This window comes from Streptomyces sp. Ac-502, assembly GCF_045222935.1.
Taxonomy (GTDB): Bacteria; Actinomycetota; Actinomycetes; order Streptomycetales; family Streptomycetaceae; genus Streptomyces; species Streptomyces monomycini.
Genome location: NZ_JBHFFO010000001.1, coordinates 7,400,082 through 7,417,380, shown reverse-complemented (window position 1 = coordinate 7,417,380; position 17,299 = coordinate 7,400,082). Strand labels below are relative to the sequence as shown.

Annotated in this window: 17 protein-coding genes and 3 pseudogenes; 5 read left to right on the top strand and 15 right to left on the bottom strand. The window is 69.3% G+C overall.

The genetic code is table 11. The features are described from left to right. Nucleotides 1-165 precede the first annotated feature (165 nt). From ACEXOX_RS33835 to ACEXOX_RS33815, 5 genes are read left to right on the top strand one after another with little or no spacing between them, the layout of a single operon-like run. Complete coding sequence (locus ACEXOX_RS33835) at nucleotides 166-1,293, top strand: tyrosine-type recombinase/integrase (protein ID WP_406524726.1); 1,128 nt, start codon at nucleotides 166-168, stop codon at nucleotides 1,291-1,293. Then, complete coding sequence (locus ACEXOX_RS33830; RefSeq protein WP_406524725.1) at nucleotides 1,290-1,622, top strand: helix-turn-helix domain-containing protein; 333 nt, start codon at nucleotides 1,290-1,292, stop codon at nucleotides 1,620-1,622. The genes ACEXOX_RS33835 and ACEXOX_RS33830 overlap by 4 nt, the downstream gene beginning before the upstream one ends. Further along, nucleotides 1,619-2,962 carry a hypothetical protein gene (locus ACEXOX_RS33825; protein ID WP_406524724.1) on the top strand — a complete coding sequence of 448 codons (1,344 nt, stop codon included), beginning with the start codon at nucleotides 1,619-1,621 and terminating at the stop codon, nucleotides 2,960-2,962. The genes ACEXOX_RS33830 and ACEXOX_RS33825 overlap by 4 nt, the downstream gene beginning before the upstream one ends. Beyond that, nucleotides 2,854-4,041, top strand: coding sequence for a hypothetical protein (locus tag ACEXOX_RS33820; protein ID WP_406524723.1), 1,188 nt, complete (start codon nucleotides 2,854-2,856; stop codon nucleotides 4,039-4,041). Before ACEXOX_RS33825 ends, ACEXOX_RS33820 begins: the two co-directional genes overlap by 109 nt. 48 nt (nucleotides 4,042-4,089) lie before the next feature. Further along, nucleotides 4,090-5,040 (top strand): hypothetical protein, encoded by a 951-nt coding sequence (locus tag ACEXOX_RS33815; protein ID WP_406524722.1) that lies wholly within the window; start codon nucleotides 4,090-4,092, stop codon nucleotides 5,038-5,040. A 42-nt stretch (nucleotides 5,041-5,082) separates the two neighbouring features. On the opposite strand, the pseudogene ACEXOX_RS33810 reads toward ACEXOX_RS33815, so the two are convergent. From ACEXOX_RS33810 to proS, 15 genes and pseudogenes are all read right to left on the bottom strand, one after another. Beyond that, nucleotides 5,083-5,781 (bottom strand): annotated as a pseudogene (locus tag ACEXOX_RS33810) (magnesium chelatase domain-containing protein); the annotation flags it as partial. 1 nt (nucleotide 5,782) lies between these two features. Next, on the bottom strand, nucleotides 5,783-6,151 hold the full coding sequence (locus ACEXOX_RS33805) for a YraN family protein (protein ID WP_406526557.1): 369 nt from the start codon (nucleotides 6,149-6,151) through the stop codon (nucleotides 5,783-5,785). 541 nt (nucleotides 6,152-6,692) lie between these two features. Further along, nucleotides 6,693-7,001 carry a DUF2469 domain-containing protein gene (locus ACEXOX_RS33800; protein ID WP_003980220.1) on the bottom strand — a complete coding sequence of 103 codons (309 nt, stop codon included), beginning with the start codon at nucleotides 6,999-7,001 and terminating at the stop codon, nucleotides 6,693-6,695. Nucleotides 7,002-7,039: 38 nt separating this feature from the next. Next, nucleotides 7,040-7,623: pseudogene (locus ACEXOX_RS33795) on the bottom strand (NUDIX hydrolase). Beyond that, nucleotides 7,616-8,344 (bottom strand): signal peptidase I, encoded by a 729-nt coding sequence (gene lepB, locus ACEXOX_RS33790; protein WP_406524721.1) that lies wholly within the window; start codon nucleotides 8,342-8,344, stop codon nucleotides 7,616-7,618. The pseudogene ACEXOX_RS33795 and the gene lepB (ACEXOX_RS33790) overlap by 8 nt, the downstream one beginning before the upstream one ends. A gap of 226 nt (nucleotides 8,345-8,570) precedes the next feature. Further along, on the bottom strand, nucleotides 8,571-9,575 hold the full coding sequence (gene lepB / locus ACEXOX_RS33785) for a signal peptidase I (protein WP_406526556.1): 1,005 nt from the start codon (nucleotides 9,573-9,575) through the stop codon (nucleotides 8,571-8,573). Further along, a pseudogene (gene lepB / locus ACEXOX_RS33780) lies at nucleotides 9,517-10,512 on the bottom strand (signal peptidase I). Before lepB (ACEXOX_RS33780) ends, lepB (ACEXOX_RS33785) begins: the two are co-directional and overlap by 59 nt. Before the next feature lie 254 nt (nucleotides 10,513-10,766). After that, nucleotides 10,767-11,552, bottom strand: a complete 786-nt coding sequence (lepB, locus tag ACEXOX_RS33775) for a signal peptidase I (protein ID WP_406526555.1) — start codon at nucleotides 11,550-11,552, stop codon at nucleotides 10,767-10,769. 347 nt (nucleotides 11,553-11,899) lie between these two features. Beyond that, complete coding sequence (gene rplS, locus ACEXOX_RS33770) at nucleotides 11,900-12,247, bottom strand: 50S ribosomal protein L19 (protein ID WP_030018413.1); 348 nt, start codon at nucleotides 12,245-12,247, stop codon at nucleotides 11,900-11,902. Nucleotides 12,248-12,379: 132 nt separating this feature from the next. Further along, the gene (gene trmD, locus ACEXOX_RS33765) at nucleotides 12,380-13,189 is read right to left on the bottom strand and encodes a tRNA (guanosine(37)-N1)-methyltransferase TrmD (protein WP_406524720.1); all 810 of its coding nucleotides are present in this window, start codon (nucleotides 13,187-13,189) and stop codon (nucleotides 12,380-12,382) included. Beyond that, the gene (gene rimM / locus ACEXOX_RS33760) at nucleotides 13,189-13,797 is read right to left on the bottom strand and encodes a ribosome maturation factor RimM (RefSeq protein WP_406524719.1); all 609 of its coding nucleotides are present in this window, start codon (nucleotides 13,795-13,797) and stop codon (nucleotides 13,189-13,191) included. Before rimM ends, trmD begins: the two co-directional genes overlap by 1 nt. Before the next feature lie 197 nt (nucleotides 13,798-13,994). Beyond that, on the bottom strand, nucleotides 13,995-14,234 hold the full coding sequence (locus ACEXOX_RS33755; protein ID WP_003980229.1) for an RNA-binding protein: 240 nt from the start codon (nucleotides 14,232-14,234) through the stop codon (nucleotides 13,995-13,997). Between the two features lie 2 nt (nucleotides 14,235-14,236). After that, nucleotides 14,237-14,674 carry a 30S ribosomal protein S16 gene (rpsP, locus tag ACEXOX_RS33750; RefSeq protein ID WP_030018410.1) on the bottom strand — a complete coding sequence of 146 codons (438 nt, stop codon included), beginning with the start codon at nucleotides 14,672-14,674 and terminating at the stop codon, nucleotides 14,237-14,239. A gap of 156 nt (nucleotides 14,675-14,830) precedes the next feature. Continuing rightward, nucleotides 14,831-15,421, bottom strand: a complete 591-nt coding sequence (locus tag ACEXOX_RS33745) for a hypothetical protein (protein WP_030018409.1) — start codon at nucleotides 15,419-15,421, stop codon at nucleotides 14,831-14,833. Nucleotides 15,422-15,669: 248 nt separating this feature from the next. Further along, nucleotides 15,670-17,085: a proline--tRNA ligase gene (proS, locus tag ACEXOX_RS33740; protein ID WP_406524718.1), complete on the bottom strand. Its 1,416-nt coding sequence runs from the start codon at nucleotides 17,083-17,085 to the stop codon at nucleotides 15,670-15,672. Nucleotides 17,086-17,299: the final 214 nt, after the last annotated feature.

The following is a 17,299-nucleotide window of genomic DNA, read 5'->3' as shown; positions in this document are numbered from 1 at the left end:
ACCGCGCGGTATTGCATCTGATGCACGATCCGGAGGGGCGGCAAGCCGCTGATCTCGGGGAACGCTCGATCGCCCCGCCACCGTACACCAAGCCTGTGACCTGCGGGTTTGCTAGAGACTTCCCGTTCAATGCAAGATTCGTGCACTCAACGGGAAGGTTTCAAGGTGTCGCACGACGTACGACGCCCCATCGAGGGGGCGGCCCGGCTGGAGCTGGTGGACGGGGTTGCTCTGCTGCATCCCGAGGACGCGGTCTTCGAGGCGATGCTGAGCGGGTTCGCCAAGCAGCAGCGGGGCGGTCGTCGTCTGGACGCGAAGACGGTCCGTGGCCGTGACGGGCAGCTGCGCCGGTTCGCGCTGTTCGCGGGCGAGTACCCGTGGAACTGGACGGCCGCGCACATGGACGAGTGGATGGTGTCCCTGATCAGCGAGAAGGGGCTGGCCCACTCGACGCTGCGGGGCTACCAGCTGACCGTGCGGCTGTTCTGCGACTTCCTGATCAGCCCGGCCTACGAGTGGGCGGCCGAGTGCGAGAAGCGGTTCGGCACGCATCCGGTGCAGATCTGCCACGAGTGGAACACCGTCCAGCACCTGACCGATTACGAGGGCCGGGGCGAAAGGCGCCCGTTCACCCGCGAGGAACTGCAGAAGTTCTTCGACTACTGCGACGACCGGATCGACGTCACGGCCCGCAGCCGCCGCAAGGGCGCCCTTGCCGCCTACCGCGACGCGACCTTGTTCAAGGTGCTCTACGGCTGGGGCCTGCGCCGCACCGAGGGCTGCCGGCTGGACCTGGCCGACTTTCACCGCAACGCCGCCGCGCCCGAGCTGGGCCGGTACGGGATATTGCAGGTCCGCTGGGGCAAGGCGACCAAGGGCTCGCCGCCGCGGCGGCGGAACGTCGCCAGCGTGATGCCCTGGGCGGTGGAGGCCGTCGAGGACTACGTCGTCAACATCCGGCCGCGGTTCGGCGTCCCGGAGCATCCGGCCCTGTGGCTGACCGAACGGCAGGGGCGTCTGCAGCCGCGCGAGGTCAACGACCGCTTCACCGCCTACCGGGATGCGATCGGCCTGCCGCCGGAGCTGACCCCGCACTCGCTGCGGCACAGCCACGTCACCCACCAGATCGAGGACGGTGTCGATCCGAAGTTCGTACAGGACCAGGTCGGACATCGCTATGCGAGCACGACCGCGATCTATACGGCGGTCAGCGGCGACTTCATGAACACAATGATGCGGAAGGCCCTGAACCACGCCTTCAAACGGGACGCGGACTTGGGAGGAACCGGATGACGGCCAAGCTGGACTACACCTGGCGGCTGCGCGAGATCATGGCCGAGCAGGGCATGTTCACTACCGCGGCCCTGCAGCCGCTGCTGGCCGAGCGCGGGGTCAAGCTGTCCACCAGCCAGGTCTACCGGCTGGTCACGGAGAAGCCGGAAAGGCTCAGCCTCAACGTGCTGATGGCCCTGCTCGACATCTTCGGCTGCCCCATGGACGACCTCATCCGGCCGACCGCCGCCGCCAAGGCCGCCCGTCCCAAGCGCACGGCCGACGGCACCGAAGCCGGCATCGGCACGTTCCGCCCGAAGCGGGCACGCATCACCGGTCTGGAGAAATGACCTCAGCACCCCTTGGCCCGCTGCCCGACCCGGACGACACCATCGTCGCCGTCATGGCCGGCGTCGAGCCGGACCTGGACGCAGAAACCGTACGCCAGGCGATCGCCGGTGCGGCTCCTTCCCAGGCCAAGCGCCGCCGCCTGGCCCGCGCGCTGACCGACGATGCGGACCTGCTGGTCTCCGGCCGCCCCGAAGGGGCGCCAGTGATCGGTGACTTCGTCCGGGCTCTGCTCGCGCACGGCTCCCGCCGAGCCGTCCTGCCCAAGTGCGCCGACTGCGGCAGCCAGAAGAAGCTGACCGGCCTGCGGACCGACGGCCAGCGCATCTGCAGCCCGTGCTCCAGCAACGCACGGGCGAAGTCGCTGAGCTGCGTCGAATGCTCCCGGCCCGCCCGCATCTACCGCCGCACCCGCACCGGCGAGGCGATCTGCGGCAACTGCTGGCGCATGCCGGAGGGCGATCCCATCGCCCTGACCTGCCAGGCCATCACCGCCATCGTCCCGGACGCCGAGCCCGCGGCCGTGCGCCGGGCCGTCGAGTCCGTCACCCCCGACGGCCAGCTCCACCTGATGTTCCGGCTGCTCTGGGAGATCGAGGACACCCCGGGCCTGCTAACCGGCGAGGGCGCCAAGGCATCCGCGCGGGCCGCCCGGCTGATCAGCTCGCTCACCGCCGCCGGGGTCGCCGTGTCCGCTCCGGCCTGCCACGGCTGCGGCGACGTCCGGCCGCTCACCCACGTGCTGGACGGCCTGCGCTGCTGCCTGCCCTGCTACCGCAAGGCGAGTTCAGAGACCTGCGGCCGCTGCGGTCATGACCGCATCGTCGCCCAGCGCCGCGAGGACGGGACGCCGTTGTGCTCGGGCTGCATGCGCTACGAGGCACATCACCTGATCACCTGCGTTCTCTGTGACCGCATCCGCCCGGTCGGCCGCCGCACCAAGGACGGGCCGCTCTGCAAGGCGTGTTACCGGCCGCGTCAGCACATCTGCGCGTTCTGCGGCAAGGGCCGCGCCGCTGCTACCGGGCCTCGACCGGGATGCCGCGCTGCGACGTCTGCTCACGCACCCGCCGCCGGTGCGCCGGCTGCGGCCAGGACAAGTACGCCGCGGCCCGCACCGAGGGCGGCCATCTGTGCGAATCCTGCTGGAAGACGAACCCGATCTCCTTCAACGCCTGCCGGCTCTGCGGGACGGTCGAACATCTGCACAGCTACGGCCGCTGCCACGCCTGCGTGCACGACCAGCACCTGCGCGACGCCCTCTCGCACGACGGCGCCCTGCGCCCCGGCCTCGAACCGGTCCACGCCGTCCTCGTCGCCGGCGAGGCGAAGGCAGGGCTGATCTGGCTCGCCCAGCCCAGTGCCCGCACGATCCTCACCGCACTCGCCGACGGCACCTGCCCGCTCACCCACGAGGGCCTGGACGCCCTCCTGCCCAACAAGTCCGTCGCCTTCCTGCGGGCCGCCCTGGTCACCGGCGGCGTCCTGCCCGCACGCGACGAACGGTTCGCCACCCTGGAACGCTGGATCACCCAGGCCACCGCAGTCCTCACCGACGAGACCGAACGCCAGCTCGTCCGACGCTTCGCGACCTGGCATCACCTGCGACGTCTGCGGCGCGAGGCCCGAAACCGCCCGGTCACCTCAACCCAGGCCCACGCGGTCCGGGCCAGCATCCGCGCCGCCGTCGCCCTGCTCGTCTGGCTCAGGGAGCACGGCACCGAACTGGGAACGTGCACCAGAAGTCACCTGGACGAGTGGATAGCCAGCGGGACCACGACCCGCTACAACGCCCGTGGCTTCGTCGAGTGGTGCCGCCGCAACCGGCACATCGGCAAAGGGCTTCACATCCCGTCCCGGGAAAAGCTGAGCCACGTCCGGCCGACGGCCGAGGACGAACGCTGGGCCCTCAGCCGGCGCCTCATGCACGACGACAGCATCGCCATCGAAGACCGGTTCGCCGGGCTCCTCGTCCTGCTCTATGCCCAGCCCCTCACCGTGGTCTCGCAACTGCCCATCACCTCGGTGACCGTCGAAGGCCCGCAGACCTCACTGATACTGGGCGACAAACCCCTGCTGCTTCCTGAACCACTGGACAAGCTCGCCCGGCAGCTCCTCGCCCGGCGTCGTGGGCACATCACCATCGGCGCCACGGCGGACTCGCCCTGGCTGTTCCCCGGCGCCTTCGCCGGCCAGCACCTCAGCAACTACCACCTGGGAACCCGGCTGAAGCGGCTGGGCATCTACTCACGGCCGGGCCGCGCCTCCGCCCTGATGGGGCTCTCCACTCAACTGCCGGCCGCAGTCCTCACGGAACTCCTGGGGATCAGCCCGGAGACGGCCACCGCCTGGACCCAGTCGGGCGGACAGTGGGCTCGCTACGCAGCAGAGGTCTCCGGTCGGTCGCACCTGCAGAGTTGAGCGAAAAACGAGGCCCTACCGGTGCCCTGCCCGTCCTAGGGTCCTCACATGGATGTCGAACAGCTTAAGAAATCGTCGAAAAAGTGGATGTCTGCGGCGCTCAGGGCATTCTCACAGGGCCCCAAATCGTACGATTTTGCAGTTCACCACGCCGGGATCGCCGCTGAGCACCTCCTAAAGGCATACCTCGCGAGCCTGCACCCGGCGCTCATAGTCGAGGCCAAGGACTTCGACTCGCTGCTCCACGCTACGGGCCATGGCAGGCATGCGTCCGTGCCCGTGAGCCGGGCGAAGACAATCGGCCTCGCCGAAGCTCATGACCGAGTGCGCAAGATCCTCGGCAACCGGATTCCGATAGACCAGCGGGCCCTCCGTCCGGTCGCAAACGCGCGCAATGGCGTCGCGCACAGTGGCATCCATGACGTCGCCGAGGTTCGGACTGTCTTCACCACCTGCCTCCGGCTAGTCGACGCGTTGCTCACAGAGCTGAAGATCGACCCGGCGCCCTATTGGTGGAGCTACAAGCCGCTGCACGACAGGCTGATCGAGGAGCGCGTCAAGGACGCACGCATCCAGTTGGAAAGCAAGCTGGTCAAGGCGCGGGGCGTCTTTGAACAGCGATACGGACACTTGAGGCCGTCGCAAAGCGAACTCGTGCTTGCCGCGATCACACGTCGGCCGCCTCGCTATGCGGAACACGCCGTTGAGCGGCCTTGCCCCGCCTGCCGCTCGACAGGCTGGCTCATGGGTGGCGCTCACATCGAGGAGACTGAGGACGAGCACATACTGGTCTTGGACGCGCACATGTTCGCATGCTCGGCATGCGGCCTCGATGTCGAAAACGAGGAGTTCTGGGAGTTGGGCGACCTCAGTTCCGAGATCGTCCTACTCGACGCATCGGACTGGGAACCGGATCCCGAATTCCTCCCCGACGACCCGGACGAACCCACCATCGATGCAGACTGGGAACCGGACGAAGACCTCTTTCGAGGTCGGTGAGTCATTGCTATTGGGCAGGTTCTGTTAGCCGCGGTTACCAATACCGGCTGCCGCCACCTCCAGAGCTCTACGTGCGCTGTATTGACCGGCGACATCCGACAGGTCGGGCAGTCGTTCGCCGCTCATACGCTCCGCACCGTACCCGGTACCGGGTACGGCCAGCCCCGCCAGCAGCGAATCCGGCCGCCCCTCGGCGGTCGCGTGGTCTTCCTCCTCTTCCGGCACCGGCTCGTCGGTGAGCACCGCGATCAGCTGCCTGAGGCTTCGTACGCCGAGGACGGAGACCCCCGGGACGAGCGACGCCTCGGCCACGGTCCTCTCCGGTACGACCACCTGGCGGTATCCGGCGTCCGCCGCCGCCAGCACGGCCGGAAGAATCCCGCGCACCGGTCGTACACGGCCGTCCAGCCCCAACTCACCGATCATGACGAGGTCGGCCAGTTCGCGTGGATCGATCCGTTCCGCCGCGCCGAGGACCGCGCAGGCCACGGCGAGGTCGAAACCGCTGCCGCCCTTGGGGACGGAAGCCGGGCTGAGGCCGACGGTGAGCTTCTTCTGCGGCCACTCACCGCCTGAGTTCACGACGGCGGCCCGTACTCTGTCCCGCGATTCGATCAGACTCTTGTCCGGCAGTCCGACGAGCGCGAAGGCCGCTACCCCCGGCTCCAGGTCCGCCTGGACCTCCACGACCACGCCTTCGACTCCGACCAGCGCGACCGAGCACGTACGGGCGAATCCCATGTCAGGTCACTCCCCGCACATGCTCCAGGAGCGGTGCGCCACGCGAAGGCAGCAGCACTCCCACCACGTCGATGCGCACTCCGCCGGGCGGTGGACCTCCGTGTTCCTCCAGCCAGCGTTCCGCCAGGCGCAGCAGGCGGGCGGCCTTCTCCGGCCGTACCGCTGCCATGGGATGTTCGTACGCGCCCGCACGGCGGGCCTTGACCTCGCAGAGCACCAGGGCGTCACCGTCGGCTGCCACGATGTCGACCTCGCCCTCCTGACAGCGCCAGTTTCGGTCCAGGATGCGCATGCCGACAGTGGTCAGGTGTCGTGCCGCCAGGTTTTCCCCATAGCGTCCGAGCGCCCGACGGGCGCTGGTCGCGGGCAGGTCATGGAGAGCGGCGGCCGACCCGATGGGATGTCGGGGACGGCGGGGGCGGGACCGTCGGGAGCCGGCCCGGGGGACGGTACGGGCACCGGGCGGGACGTCTCCGAAGCTTGTCGTCCTCCGGCTCCTTCGGACTCGCGGCCCACCATCGCACAGCTCCCGCGGTACGCCATCCAGCCCCTGCGGCGTGTCCTCAGGTGGCAACGGGCCGCCTGCATCCACCGCCGACTGAGCACGTTTCTCACGCGGATGTTGCGGAGAGCTTTTCTCGCTCGGGCGCCTCTGACGGTTTTCCTCGCAGGGTCGCTCCTGTGAGTTTCCCTCGCGCCGGTCAGGTCGGCGATTTCTCTCGTTCGTGGCGTTCACTCGGCACCACCTCCGGCACCGACTGTGACGCTTCAGCCACGAACTGTTGGATCTTGGTGGACTACCGAGCGGTTGTGGACAACTTCGTCACTCGGCCCAGTGACACTCCGGCATTCCCACACCCTGCGGGTAGGCACCAGGCCCAGCGCGCCCCAACCCGACCGGTCCGGCGGCCTCAGCTCCCCGGAAGATCCAGGTCGCTCTTGTTCAGCTCCTCGATGTTCACGTCCTTGAACGTCAACACGCGCACCTGCTTCACGAAACGAGCCGGCCGGTACATGTCCCAGACCCACGCATCAGCCATCGAAACCTCGAAGAAGACCTCGCCCTGCACGGAGTGCACCTGCATCTCGTAATCGTTCGTGAGGTAGAAGCGACGCTCGGTCTCGATCACGTACTTGAACAGCCCGACGACATCGCGGTACTCCCGGTAGAGCTTCAGCTCCATCTCGGTCTCGTACTTTTCGAGGTCCTCGGCGCTCATGGCAGATCCCCTTCAGCCGTGCGTCCCCCTATTGTGCGTCAGACGCTCTCGGTAGCCAGCAGCACCGGCGCGTCAGGGGTCCTTCGTCGAGCAGCCTGCCCAGCAGCTCGACGAATCCCGTCGGATACACCGTCTCATGCGACGCGGAAAGATCTTCCAAGGTCCACCACCTCAGTCCCGATACGCTGCGTCGCTCAAGATCCGTCTGCCCCGACATCTCGGTTGCAGTCCGGTCGGTACGAGCCAGGTAGTACCACTCGTCCTGCTCCCAGCGCCTGCCGTCGAAGGTGAAGGAGCAGCGCCGCTTCCACAGCAGGGGCCCCAGCTGTACGTCGGCGATGCCCGTCTCCTCGGCCAGCTCCCTGTGTGCGGCCTCCTCGCGGGTCTCCTCGCCCTCCAGGCCGCCACCCGGCGTGAACCACCAGGTGCGGGTCGGATCGCTCGGTTCGTAGCCATGCAGCAGAAGGACCCGGTCGTCCGGGGCGAGCAGCACCACCCGTGCGACCTGGCGCGCCTCCACCGGCAGCCCTCCGACCGCGTGAGGTGCCTCAGGCCCCTCAGGCACCCTGCCATTACTCGCCGCTTCGGCTTCCTCCGCGTCGACACCTGTCACGTCAGCCATTCCTGCGCCTCCCCCGCCGCGCCAGCGGCCCGTACGCCGCACCGCCCAGGATCATCACGGCCCCGACGACGACTGCGACGACGATGACGCGTACCGGCCCGGGCTGTGACGTGCCGCCGGGCATCGCCGCGAAACTTCCCGGCCGTTCCACCACACCCATGCTGCCGACCGGCCATGCTCTGGCGTCCACCCGCGCGTCCACGGCGGTGCGCGACACGGAGCCGTGGCCGGCGTCCTTGAGGTGCGTACGGGAGTCCAGGGAATCGTTGCGGTGATCACCGAGGAGGAAGAGCTGGCCCACCGGCACCTTGGAACTGAAGCCGGTCGGTGAGGCCGGGCCTGTGGCGTGCAGATACGGTTCGTCGACGGGCTTGCCATTAATCGTCAGCCGGCCGTCCTTGCTGCAGCAGGCGACCGTGTCGCCCCCCACCCCGACGACCCGCTTGATCATCGGCACATCGCCCCACACCGCGTCCCGGAAGACCACGACGTCCCCACGCCGCACCTCGGAGCCGTCCACCTGCTCGGCCAGCACCCGGTCCCCCACCCCGATCGTCGGGGCCATCGAGTCGGTCGGCACCGTGTAGGGGCGGTAGGTCAGTGCTCCCCAGACGAAGCCGCCCAGGAACAGCACACAGCCGACGGCCACCACCAGACCGGACAGCACACTGCCCGTCGTCCGGCCGCGGCCGTCGCCCGTACGTGCCTTGCTGCTGCTCATCCCAGCGCTCCCGCCCCGCGAACGACCCGCTTCGAAGATCTGGGACGGCACCCTACCCGGGGGTACGTTGCCCAGTCAGCACCATGAGCCGGGACAACCTCGGGACATACGCACCGGGCGCTCGCCAGGGCGCATCCGGGACGGCGTGGCCTCTCCCCCACCGGGACGCACAAGGGACGCACGCCCCGGGCCGCCCCCCGGCGCACGGCCCGGTGCGATCACCCGCTCAGTCGGACGCCTGCTCCACCGGCCGCGCCACCCGCGCGGCCCGCCTGCGCCGCCGCCACAGCACGATCGGCACCGCACCCGCGAGACCGAGCGCCGCCGGCGTCGCCGCCATGGCCTTGTTCAACGCGGGCTGGTCGAAGGTGTCCGGCACCGACAGCCACGACCAGCGGTTGATCGGCCAGGCGACCGTGAAGGCGCGCCCCACGACCTGCTTGACCTCGACCGTGCCGTTGCCCTTGAGGTTCGTGTGGTAGCGCGAGTCGAGGGAGTCCTGCCGGTGGTCACCCATGACCCAGATGCTGTCCTCCGGCACCTTGATCGGCCCGAACGGCTTGTCGCCGCACGGCGTGTTGCCCGGGTAGAGGTACGAGTCCTCCTTCAGGGCCGTGCCGTTGACCTTGACCGGTCCGGCACCCTGGCACTCCACGGTGTCACCCCCGACGGCGATGACCCGCTTGATCAGGTCCTTCTCCTCGGCCGACGGCATCAGGCCGATGAAGCTGAGGACCTGCTGGATCGCGTTGGGCTCGGGGGTGGGCACCTCGTTCAGCCAGCCGCCCGGGTCGTGGAAGACGACAACCTCGCCACGTTCCGGTTCGGAGCCGAACCACGGGGTGAGCTTGTCCACCAGCACCCGGTCCCCGCGCTGCAGGGTGTCCTGCATCGAGTCGGACGGAATGGAGAACGCCTGCACCAGGAACGTCTTGATGATCAGCGCGAGGATCAGCGCGATCCCGATGAGGATCGGCAGCTCTTTCCAGAAGGCACGCGGCTTCTTGCCCTTCTTCACGCTGCCGCTCTCCTCCTCGCCCACCGGCTGTTCCTTGTCCAACGGCACTCCGGGGCCCGTCGGCCGCCCGGGACCGGCCGGCTGCCCCGGATCCGTCGCCCGCGCCGGGTCCGCCGGTCCTCCCGGCACGCCGGACGCGGCGGGCTGTGAGGACTCACCGTTTCCCGCCGGTTCTTCGGGCTCTCCGGTTCCGGACCGCGCGCCGACCGCCAAGTCCCCCACATCCACTCCTTACTCCACGCCACTGCCTGCCCGATAGCCGGTGCAGGCCCACCACTCCCATAACGAGCGGGAGTTCCGCAGGGGTCGGGAGTTCGGACAAACCGTCGGAGGACACACTATGCGGAGCCCGCCCCGCCGTCGCCCTCGCGCCCGGCGCGTCGCGCACGGTCGCGTAGGTGTCAGGCTCCTCCAGACGGCGCCAGTGGCCCACCGGCCAGGCGATGACCACGGCCCGGCCGACCACGTTGTCCACCGAGATCGTCCCACGGTACGGCTCGTCCAGGTGGTACCGGGAGTCCGCCGAATTGGAGCGGTGGTCGCCCAGCACGAAGATCCGGCCGTCCGGAACCTTGACCTCGAATTTGAACTGCGAGGGCGCGTCGCCCGGGTGCAGGTACGGCTCGTTCAGGGGGTTCCGTTGACCGTGACATGCCCTTGCTTGTCACAGCACTTGACGGTGTCGCCCCCGACGCCCACCACTCGCTTGATCAGATCCTGTTCGTCGGCCGACGGAAGCAGACCGATGAAGGTCATGAACTCCTTGATCTGCTTGACCACGACCGGGTCGTCGGCGGAGGTGACCTGCTCGTCCTTCAGCCACCCCCGGGGTCCTTGAAGACGACCACGTCACCGCGTTCGGGTTCCGAGCCGAACCAGGGGTGAGCTTGTCGACCAGGACCCGGTCGCCGATCCGGATGGTCTCTTCCATGGAGCCGGAGGGGATCACGAAGGCCTGGACGAGAAAGGTCTTGAGCACCAGCGCGATGGCCAGGGCCACACCGATGAGGATCGGTATCTCTTTGAGGTAGGAGCGACGCCTGCGCCGTTTGATGCGGCGCGCCTGGCGCCGTCGTGCGGCCCGTCCTCCAGTGGCGGCTCTGGTCGTTCGCGTGCCGGCGCGCGCTGCCGCCGGTCGCGGTTCCTTCACCGTACGGTCCGTCCCCGCGCCCTGCGCTTTCGTACGGACTGCCGCTGCGCCCCGCGTACGAGTCGGCTCTGTGACCGGTCCCGAAGTCGGATCCGAAATCGGACCTGTAATCGGTTCCGTGCTCGGCGCCGTAATCGGTTCCGTGCTCGGCCCCGAATGAAGCCGACCCGCGCGAGCCGCCCCCGTAGCCCTCTTCCCCATCCGTCTCATCCGCGCCCGCGGCCCCCTGATGCCCGTGCCTGGGCCGCCCCCGGCTACCCATGGCTGCCTGCCGCACCTGATATGCCGTCGAAGGCGTGCGGGCGGTGCAGGGCCGTCCAGTGGCCCACCGGCCAGGCGATCCAGTCGGCGCGGCCGATCACCTTGCCGGCCGGGACGGTGCCACCTCCCGGTTCGCCCAGGTGGTCCCGTGAGTCACGTGATCTGCCGCGGTGGTCTCCCATGACCCACAGCTTTCCCTCCGGCACCACGATGTCGAACGCGTCGGAGGACGGCTCGTCCCCCGGGAACAGGTAGTCCTCGTCCACCGGCTCGCCGTTCACCTTGATCCGCCCCCGTTTGTCGCAGCAGGTCACCCGGTCCCCGCCGACGCCGATCACGCGCTTGATGTAGTCGGTGGCCGCGGGCTCGGCCAGCCCCAGCGCCGCGCCCGTCCCCCTGATCAGTCCCGTCACCGGGTTCTCGTCGGGTTCGCTCTGCAGAAACGACCCGGTGCCGTCGAAGACGATCACGTCGCCCCGGCGCGGTTCGCCGCCGAAGCGGTACGCCAGCTTGTTGACCAGCACCCGGTCGCCGATCCGCAGGGTGTTCTCCATGGAGGAGCTGGGGATCAGGAAGGGCTGTACGACGAAGGCGCTCAGCAGCAGGACAAAAGCCACACAGAGCGAGAGCAGCAGGACGGGCCGGTGCCACAGGGCGGACACACCCGCTCCCAGCCAGGACCCGAACCGCCGGATCCGGGACGGCCGCCGTGGCGATGCTCCCTCCAGGGGCAGCGCATCCTGGAGCGGCGCCTTCTGGAGCGGTACGTCCTGAGGCAGCGCGCTACGGTCCCGTGGGCCCGTACCCCGCCCTGACCGCCTCTCCGAGCCGACGCCCCCTCAGAGCGCCCTCGCGGGCCCCTGCCCCTCTCCGGCCGATCATCCGCGGCCGTAGCCCCCTCCGTACGTCCCGAGGGCCGTACGCCCCGCTCCGCCCGCTCCTCGGGCCCGGGGAGCGCGGCCCCCTTCTCCGTCACGGAGGAGGCGCGCGCGGAAAAACACGCGGAGCGCGACCCCTGCTCCGGCCCCGGTTCGGGGGCGGGAGAGCGGTCGCGCTCCGAAAACTGTGCGTCGGTGTCCATCGGACCCTGAGCCTATCCGGCCGGTCCAGGACGCCGGACGTCTGTTCAGTTGTCGCGCTTCTCCTTGATCTTCGCGGCCTTGCCGCGCAGCTCACGGAGGTAGTACAGCTTGGCGCGACGCACGTCACCGCGGGTCACCAGCTCGATCTTCTCGACGATCGGGGTGTGCACGGGGAAGGTGCGCTCGACGCCGACGGAGAAGCTGACCTTGCGGACCGTGAAGGTCTCGCGGACGCCCGCGCCCTGGCGGCGGATGACGACGCCCTTGAACTGCTGCACACGGGAGCGGTTGCCCTCGATGACGCGCACGTGGACGTTGACGGTGTCACCCGGACGGAAGGCCGGGACGTCGCTGCGCAGCGATGCGGAGTCGACGGAGTCGAGAAGGTTCATGACCCACTGCTTTCTTCGTTGATGCCACAGGTCATCAACGGAACTGGAGAATTGCGTTGAGGTTGCCGTTCCGTCGGGCGGGCGTCGTTCCCCCTGTGGCAGGGGCGCGCGCCGGACGCACACAGCAGCGGCCTATTCTTCCACGCCGTCGCTCGTACGCCCAAATCGACCGCTCGTTCCCTCGGCCCACCCGAGGATCGAGAGGGTCTCGCGGTCCTTCTTGTCGAAGGCGGCCGGGTCGGCGCGCTCGATGAGGTCGGGGCGGTTGCGGTCGGTACGGCGGAACGCTTCGTCCCGGCGCCAGCGGGCGATCTTGCCGTGGTGGCCGCTGAGCAGCACCTCCGGGATGCCGCGGCCGCGCCACTCGGGAGGCTTCGTGTAGACGGGGCCTTCCAGGAGGTCCGCCATGGCGCCGGGGGCGAAGGAGTCGTCCTGGTGGGAGGCCGAGTTGCCCAGTACGCCGGGCAGCAGCCGGGCGATGGCTTCGACCATCACCAGGACGGGGGCCTCGCCGCCGGCCAGGACGTAGTCGCCGATGGAGACCTCGCGGACGTCCACGCGGTCTCCGTACTCCTCGATGACGCGGCGGTCGATGCCCTCGTAGCGGGCCGGTGTGAACACCAGCCAGGGCTTCTCGGAGAGCTCCACGGCGAGCTGCTGGGTGAAGGGCTTGCCGCTCGGCGTGGGGACGACGATGACCGGGTCGCCGTCCTGGGAGTCGATGACCGAGTCCAGCGCCTCGCCCCACGGCTCGGGTTTCATGACCATGCCGGGGCCGCCGCCGTACGGCGTGTCGTCGACGGTGTTGTGCTTGTCGTGGGTCCATTCCCGCAGGTCGTGGATGCGGACGTCCAGCTGGCCGCGGGCGCGGGCCTTGCCGACCAGGGAGACGTTCAGCGGTTCCAGGTACTCGGGGAAGATCGTGACGACGTCGAGCCGCATCACACGTCCTCGCCGGCGTCACGGACCGAGTCGGCACCCGGAGCCTTCGGGGCCGCGGGCTCCTCGGACGCGTCGCGGGCCGAGGCCACCTCGGCCTGGCTGTCGTCGAGCAGGCCGGGCGGGGGGTCGACGACAGCCCTCTGCTCCGCCAGGTCGATCTCCGGAACGATCTCGGAGACGAACGGGATCATGATCTCGCTGCCGTCCGGGCGGCGGACGATCAGCAGGTCCTGGTAGGGCAGGTGGGAGATCTCGGCGATCCGGCCGACCTCGGTGCCGTCGCGGGTGACCACGTCGAGGTCGACGAGCTGGTGGTCGTAGAACTCCTCGGGGTCCTCGGGGACCTCTTCGGGGTCGATCTCCGCGATCAGCAGCGTGTTCCGCAGCGCCTCGGCGCCCGTACGGTCCCGTACGCCCTCGAAACGCAGCAGCAGGCGCCCGCTGTGCACCCGGCCGGTCTCGATGGTCAGCGGGCCGGTTGCGGGCGGGTCCGTGGCCAGTACGGCGCCGGGCGCGAGCCGCAGCTCCGGCTCGTCGGTACGCACCTCGACGGTGACCTCGCCCTTGATGCCGTGGGCGCGGCCGATCCGCGCGACTACCAGCTGCACAGTGCCCCTCTTCGCGGCCGGCCGCCCGCCGCTCGCCGCGGTGGCGGTCCTCGCCTCGTGAATTCGTCAATCGGTGGTAACGGTCATACGTGCATCGTCGCAGATGCCTACGACAACGGGCCGGGGTGAGCCGTAGCCCTCCCCGGCCCGTGCCGGTACTGCCTGGTCCGGGGAGTGCCCCGGTATCCCGGTTCTGCTCAGCGGACCTGGTCCACGTCGACGAGGTCGACCCGGATACCGCGGCCGCCGATGGCGCCTACGACCGTCCGCAGGGCACGCGCGGTGCGGCCGTTGCGGCCGATCACCTTTCCGAGGTCGTCCGGGTGGACCCGGACCTCCAGAACGCGCCCGCGGCGCAGGGTGCGCGAGGCGACCTGCACGTCGTCGGGGTTGTCGACGATGCCCTTGACGAGGTGCTCGAGGGCCTCCTCGAGCATGATCAGGACTCGGTCGACTCGGAGGTGGACTCGGCCTCGGCCTCGTCCGCCTTCTTGTCAGCCTTCTTCGCCTTCGGGGTGATCGCCTCACCCTTCGGCTCGTCGCCGTCCTTGGCCAGAGCCTCGAACAGGGCGCTCTTGTCAGCCTTCGGCTCCGCGACCTTCATCGGCGCCGGGGCGGGCAGGCCCTTGAACTTCTGCCAGTCGCCGGTGACCTTGAGGATGGCCATGACGGGCTCGGTCGGCTGCGCGCCGACACCCAGCCAGTACTGGACACGCTCGGAGTCGACCTCGATACGCGACGGGTTCTGCACCGGGTGGTACAGACCGATCTCCTCGATCGCCCGGCCGTCACGGCGGGTGCGGGAGTCGGCGATGATGATGCGGTAGTGAGGCGCGCGGATCTTGCCCAGACGCTTCAGCTTGATCTTGACTGCCACGGGAGTGGTGTCTCCTGGTCTTGACGTGGTTGGGCACAACGGGATGCCGCGTGGGGTTGCGGTACTCGTGTTGCCCGATGGACGCGCCAGCCGGAGGAGAGAGGGGTCCTGTGCGACTGTCGAGTACAGCTGACCATTGTGCCACACCACTCCAGGTCAGCCGACCGCAGCCACCTCGGGGATCCGGAAGGGCTTGCCGCAGCCGCCGCAGACGATGGGAGCCTGGGCCAGCACGGACGGGACGACCCGGACATTGCGCCCGCAGTCGCAGACGGCCTTGACGCGCACGCCGCCACCGGAGGAGCCGTGCCGGGCGGCCGGACCTCGGAAGCTGCGGGCGCTGTCGGCCGTGGTCGCGACGGAGTGCGCCTTGAGGGCTCTGGCGAGCCGCTCGATGGTGGGGCGGTAACGCCTTCTGGCCTCGGGGTTGAGCGTGACCAGCGAGAAGCCGCTGCTCGGGTGCGGCTCGTCGACGTGGTCGAGGCCCAACTCCTCGGCGATGGAGAGGAATCGGCGGTTGTGGTAGCGGCCGGCGCGTGAGGTGTCGCGGACGCCGCGGGCGGCGGCGATGCCGTGGACTGCCTCATGCAGCAGCCGTTCGAAGGAGAGCTCGGCCCCACAGGCGGACGAGGACTCTCCGATCAAGGACTCGGGCGCGGCCAGATCCGGCAGCTCGGGGTGGTGCCGTTGAATGTCGGCCCACGCGAGCGCCAGCTCGGCGGCGAGAACAGGCGGTGTCGTGCTCACGTCGTGACAACGAGCCGGGGCCATCCAGTGTTCCGATTACGGGGCATCTCAAATAATTTGCACGTACCGGTCAGTTTCTGGTCATGGGTTTCGAGGACGGCGTGTGCGCAGAACTGCGGAGAAGGCGCGCGTCGGGTGGCAAGCCGGGGCGTACCCGCGCGTACGCCCCGGCGCGTAAGAGATGGGTACGCGCCGGGGCAACCGTTGCCCGTGGGCCGCGACGTGCCACCGGTGGAGCCCGGTGGGGCTCAGTAGGCGCGCGCGACGACCGCGATCGTACCGGGGGCGTCGTCCGTGCCGGGCACCGCCCCGTCCTCGGCTACCAGACACCGTACGGTCACCGCCTGCTCGGCGAGCCGGGCCTCTCCCTCCGGACCGAGTGCCGCCCACGGGATGCGGGCCCAGCCGCCCGCGACCGCGGCCTCGACGGCCTCCTCGGCCGTCATCACATCCGAAGTGCGCGACTGCCGGCGCTCGCGGGACTGCCGCAGGAGCAGCGCCTGATCCTCCTCCAGGATCGCGGGGAGCAGGGAGGCGAGCGTGTCGAGCCGGACGGGCTCCTTGCCGCCGGGGATACGGCGGACGAGCACCGCGGTGCCGTTCTCCAGGTCACGCGGACCGACCTCGACCCGGACCGGCACGCCCTTCAGCTCCCAGTCCACCGCGCGGCGCCCGAAGGGGACGTCCGTACGGTCGTCGACCTGGACGCGTACCCCCGCCGCCCTCAGTGCGTCGCCGATCCGCCGGACCTCGGCCAGTACGGTGTCGTCCCCCTTGACCGCCAGGACCACGGCCTGGACCTGGGCCAGCCGGGGCGGGATACGCAGGCCGTGGTCGTCACCGTGCGACATGACCAGTGCGCCGATCATGCGGGTGGTGCTGCCCCAGGAGGTCTGCCAGACCAGTTCCCGCGTGCCTTCCTTGGAGAGGTACTGCGTGTGGAAGGCGCGCGCGAAGTTCTGGCCCAGTTCGTGGCTGGTGGCCATCTGGAGGGCCTTGCCGTCACCCATCATCGCTTCGAGGGTCAGGGTGTTGATGGCGCCGGCGAACCGTTCCGCCGCGGTCTTGCGCCCGGCCACCACGTCGATGGCGAGGACGTCGGCCATGAAGTCCGCGTAGACGTCCCGGTGGACACGGGCGGCGTAGTCGCGGGCTTCCTCATAGGTGGCGTGCGCGGTGTGCCCCTCCTGCCAGAGGAATTCCGTCGTACGGAGGAACACCCGCGGCCGCATCTCCCAGCGGACGACATTCGCCCACTGGTTGATGAGCAGGGGGAGATCGCGGTAGCTCTGCACCCACTTGGAGAAGTACTCGTTGACGATGGTCTCGGAGGTGGGCCTGACCACGGCCGGCTCCTCCAGCTCCTTGCCGCCGCCGTGGGTGACCACCGCCAGTTCCGGCGCGAAGCCCTCGACGTGCTCGGCCTCTCTGGTCAGGTACGACTGCGGGATCAGAAGCGGGAAGTAGGCGTTCTGGGCACCGGTCTCCTTGATGCGCGCGTCCACCTCCCGCTGCATCCGTTCCCAGAGCCCGTACCCGTACGGTCGGATGACCATGGTGCCGCGCACCGGCCCGTTGTCGGCCAGCTCGGCCTTGCTGATCAGATCCTGGTACCAGCGGGGAAAGTCGTCCGCCTGGGGTGTGAGAACGGGGGCCTTTGCCATGGCGCGCATGGTATGGGCGCGACACCTGGCGTCGGCAAACGAAATTGCACCCCGGCGCACCGAGGGGCGCGCGGGAGACAACCCCGGCGCAACCCTGGACTCCGAGCCGGATGGGGAGTTGTCTGGAATGCGGGGGCGCACGACGCGAACACAGGGGCGGGACACGGGGAGAACGACCACTGACAGCTTCGGGTTCTCGGCGGATTGGGGCGCT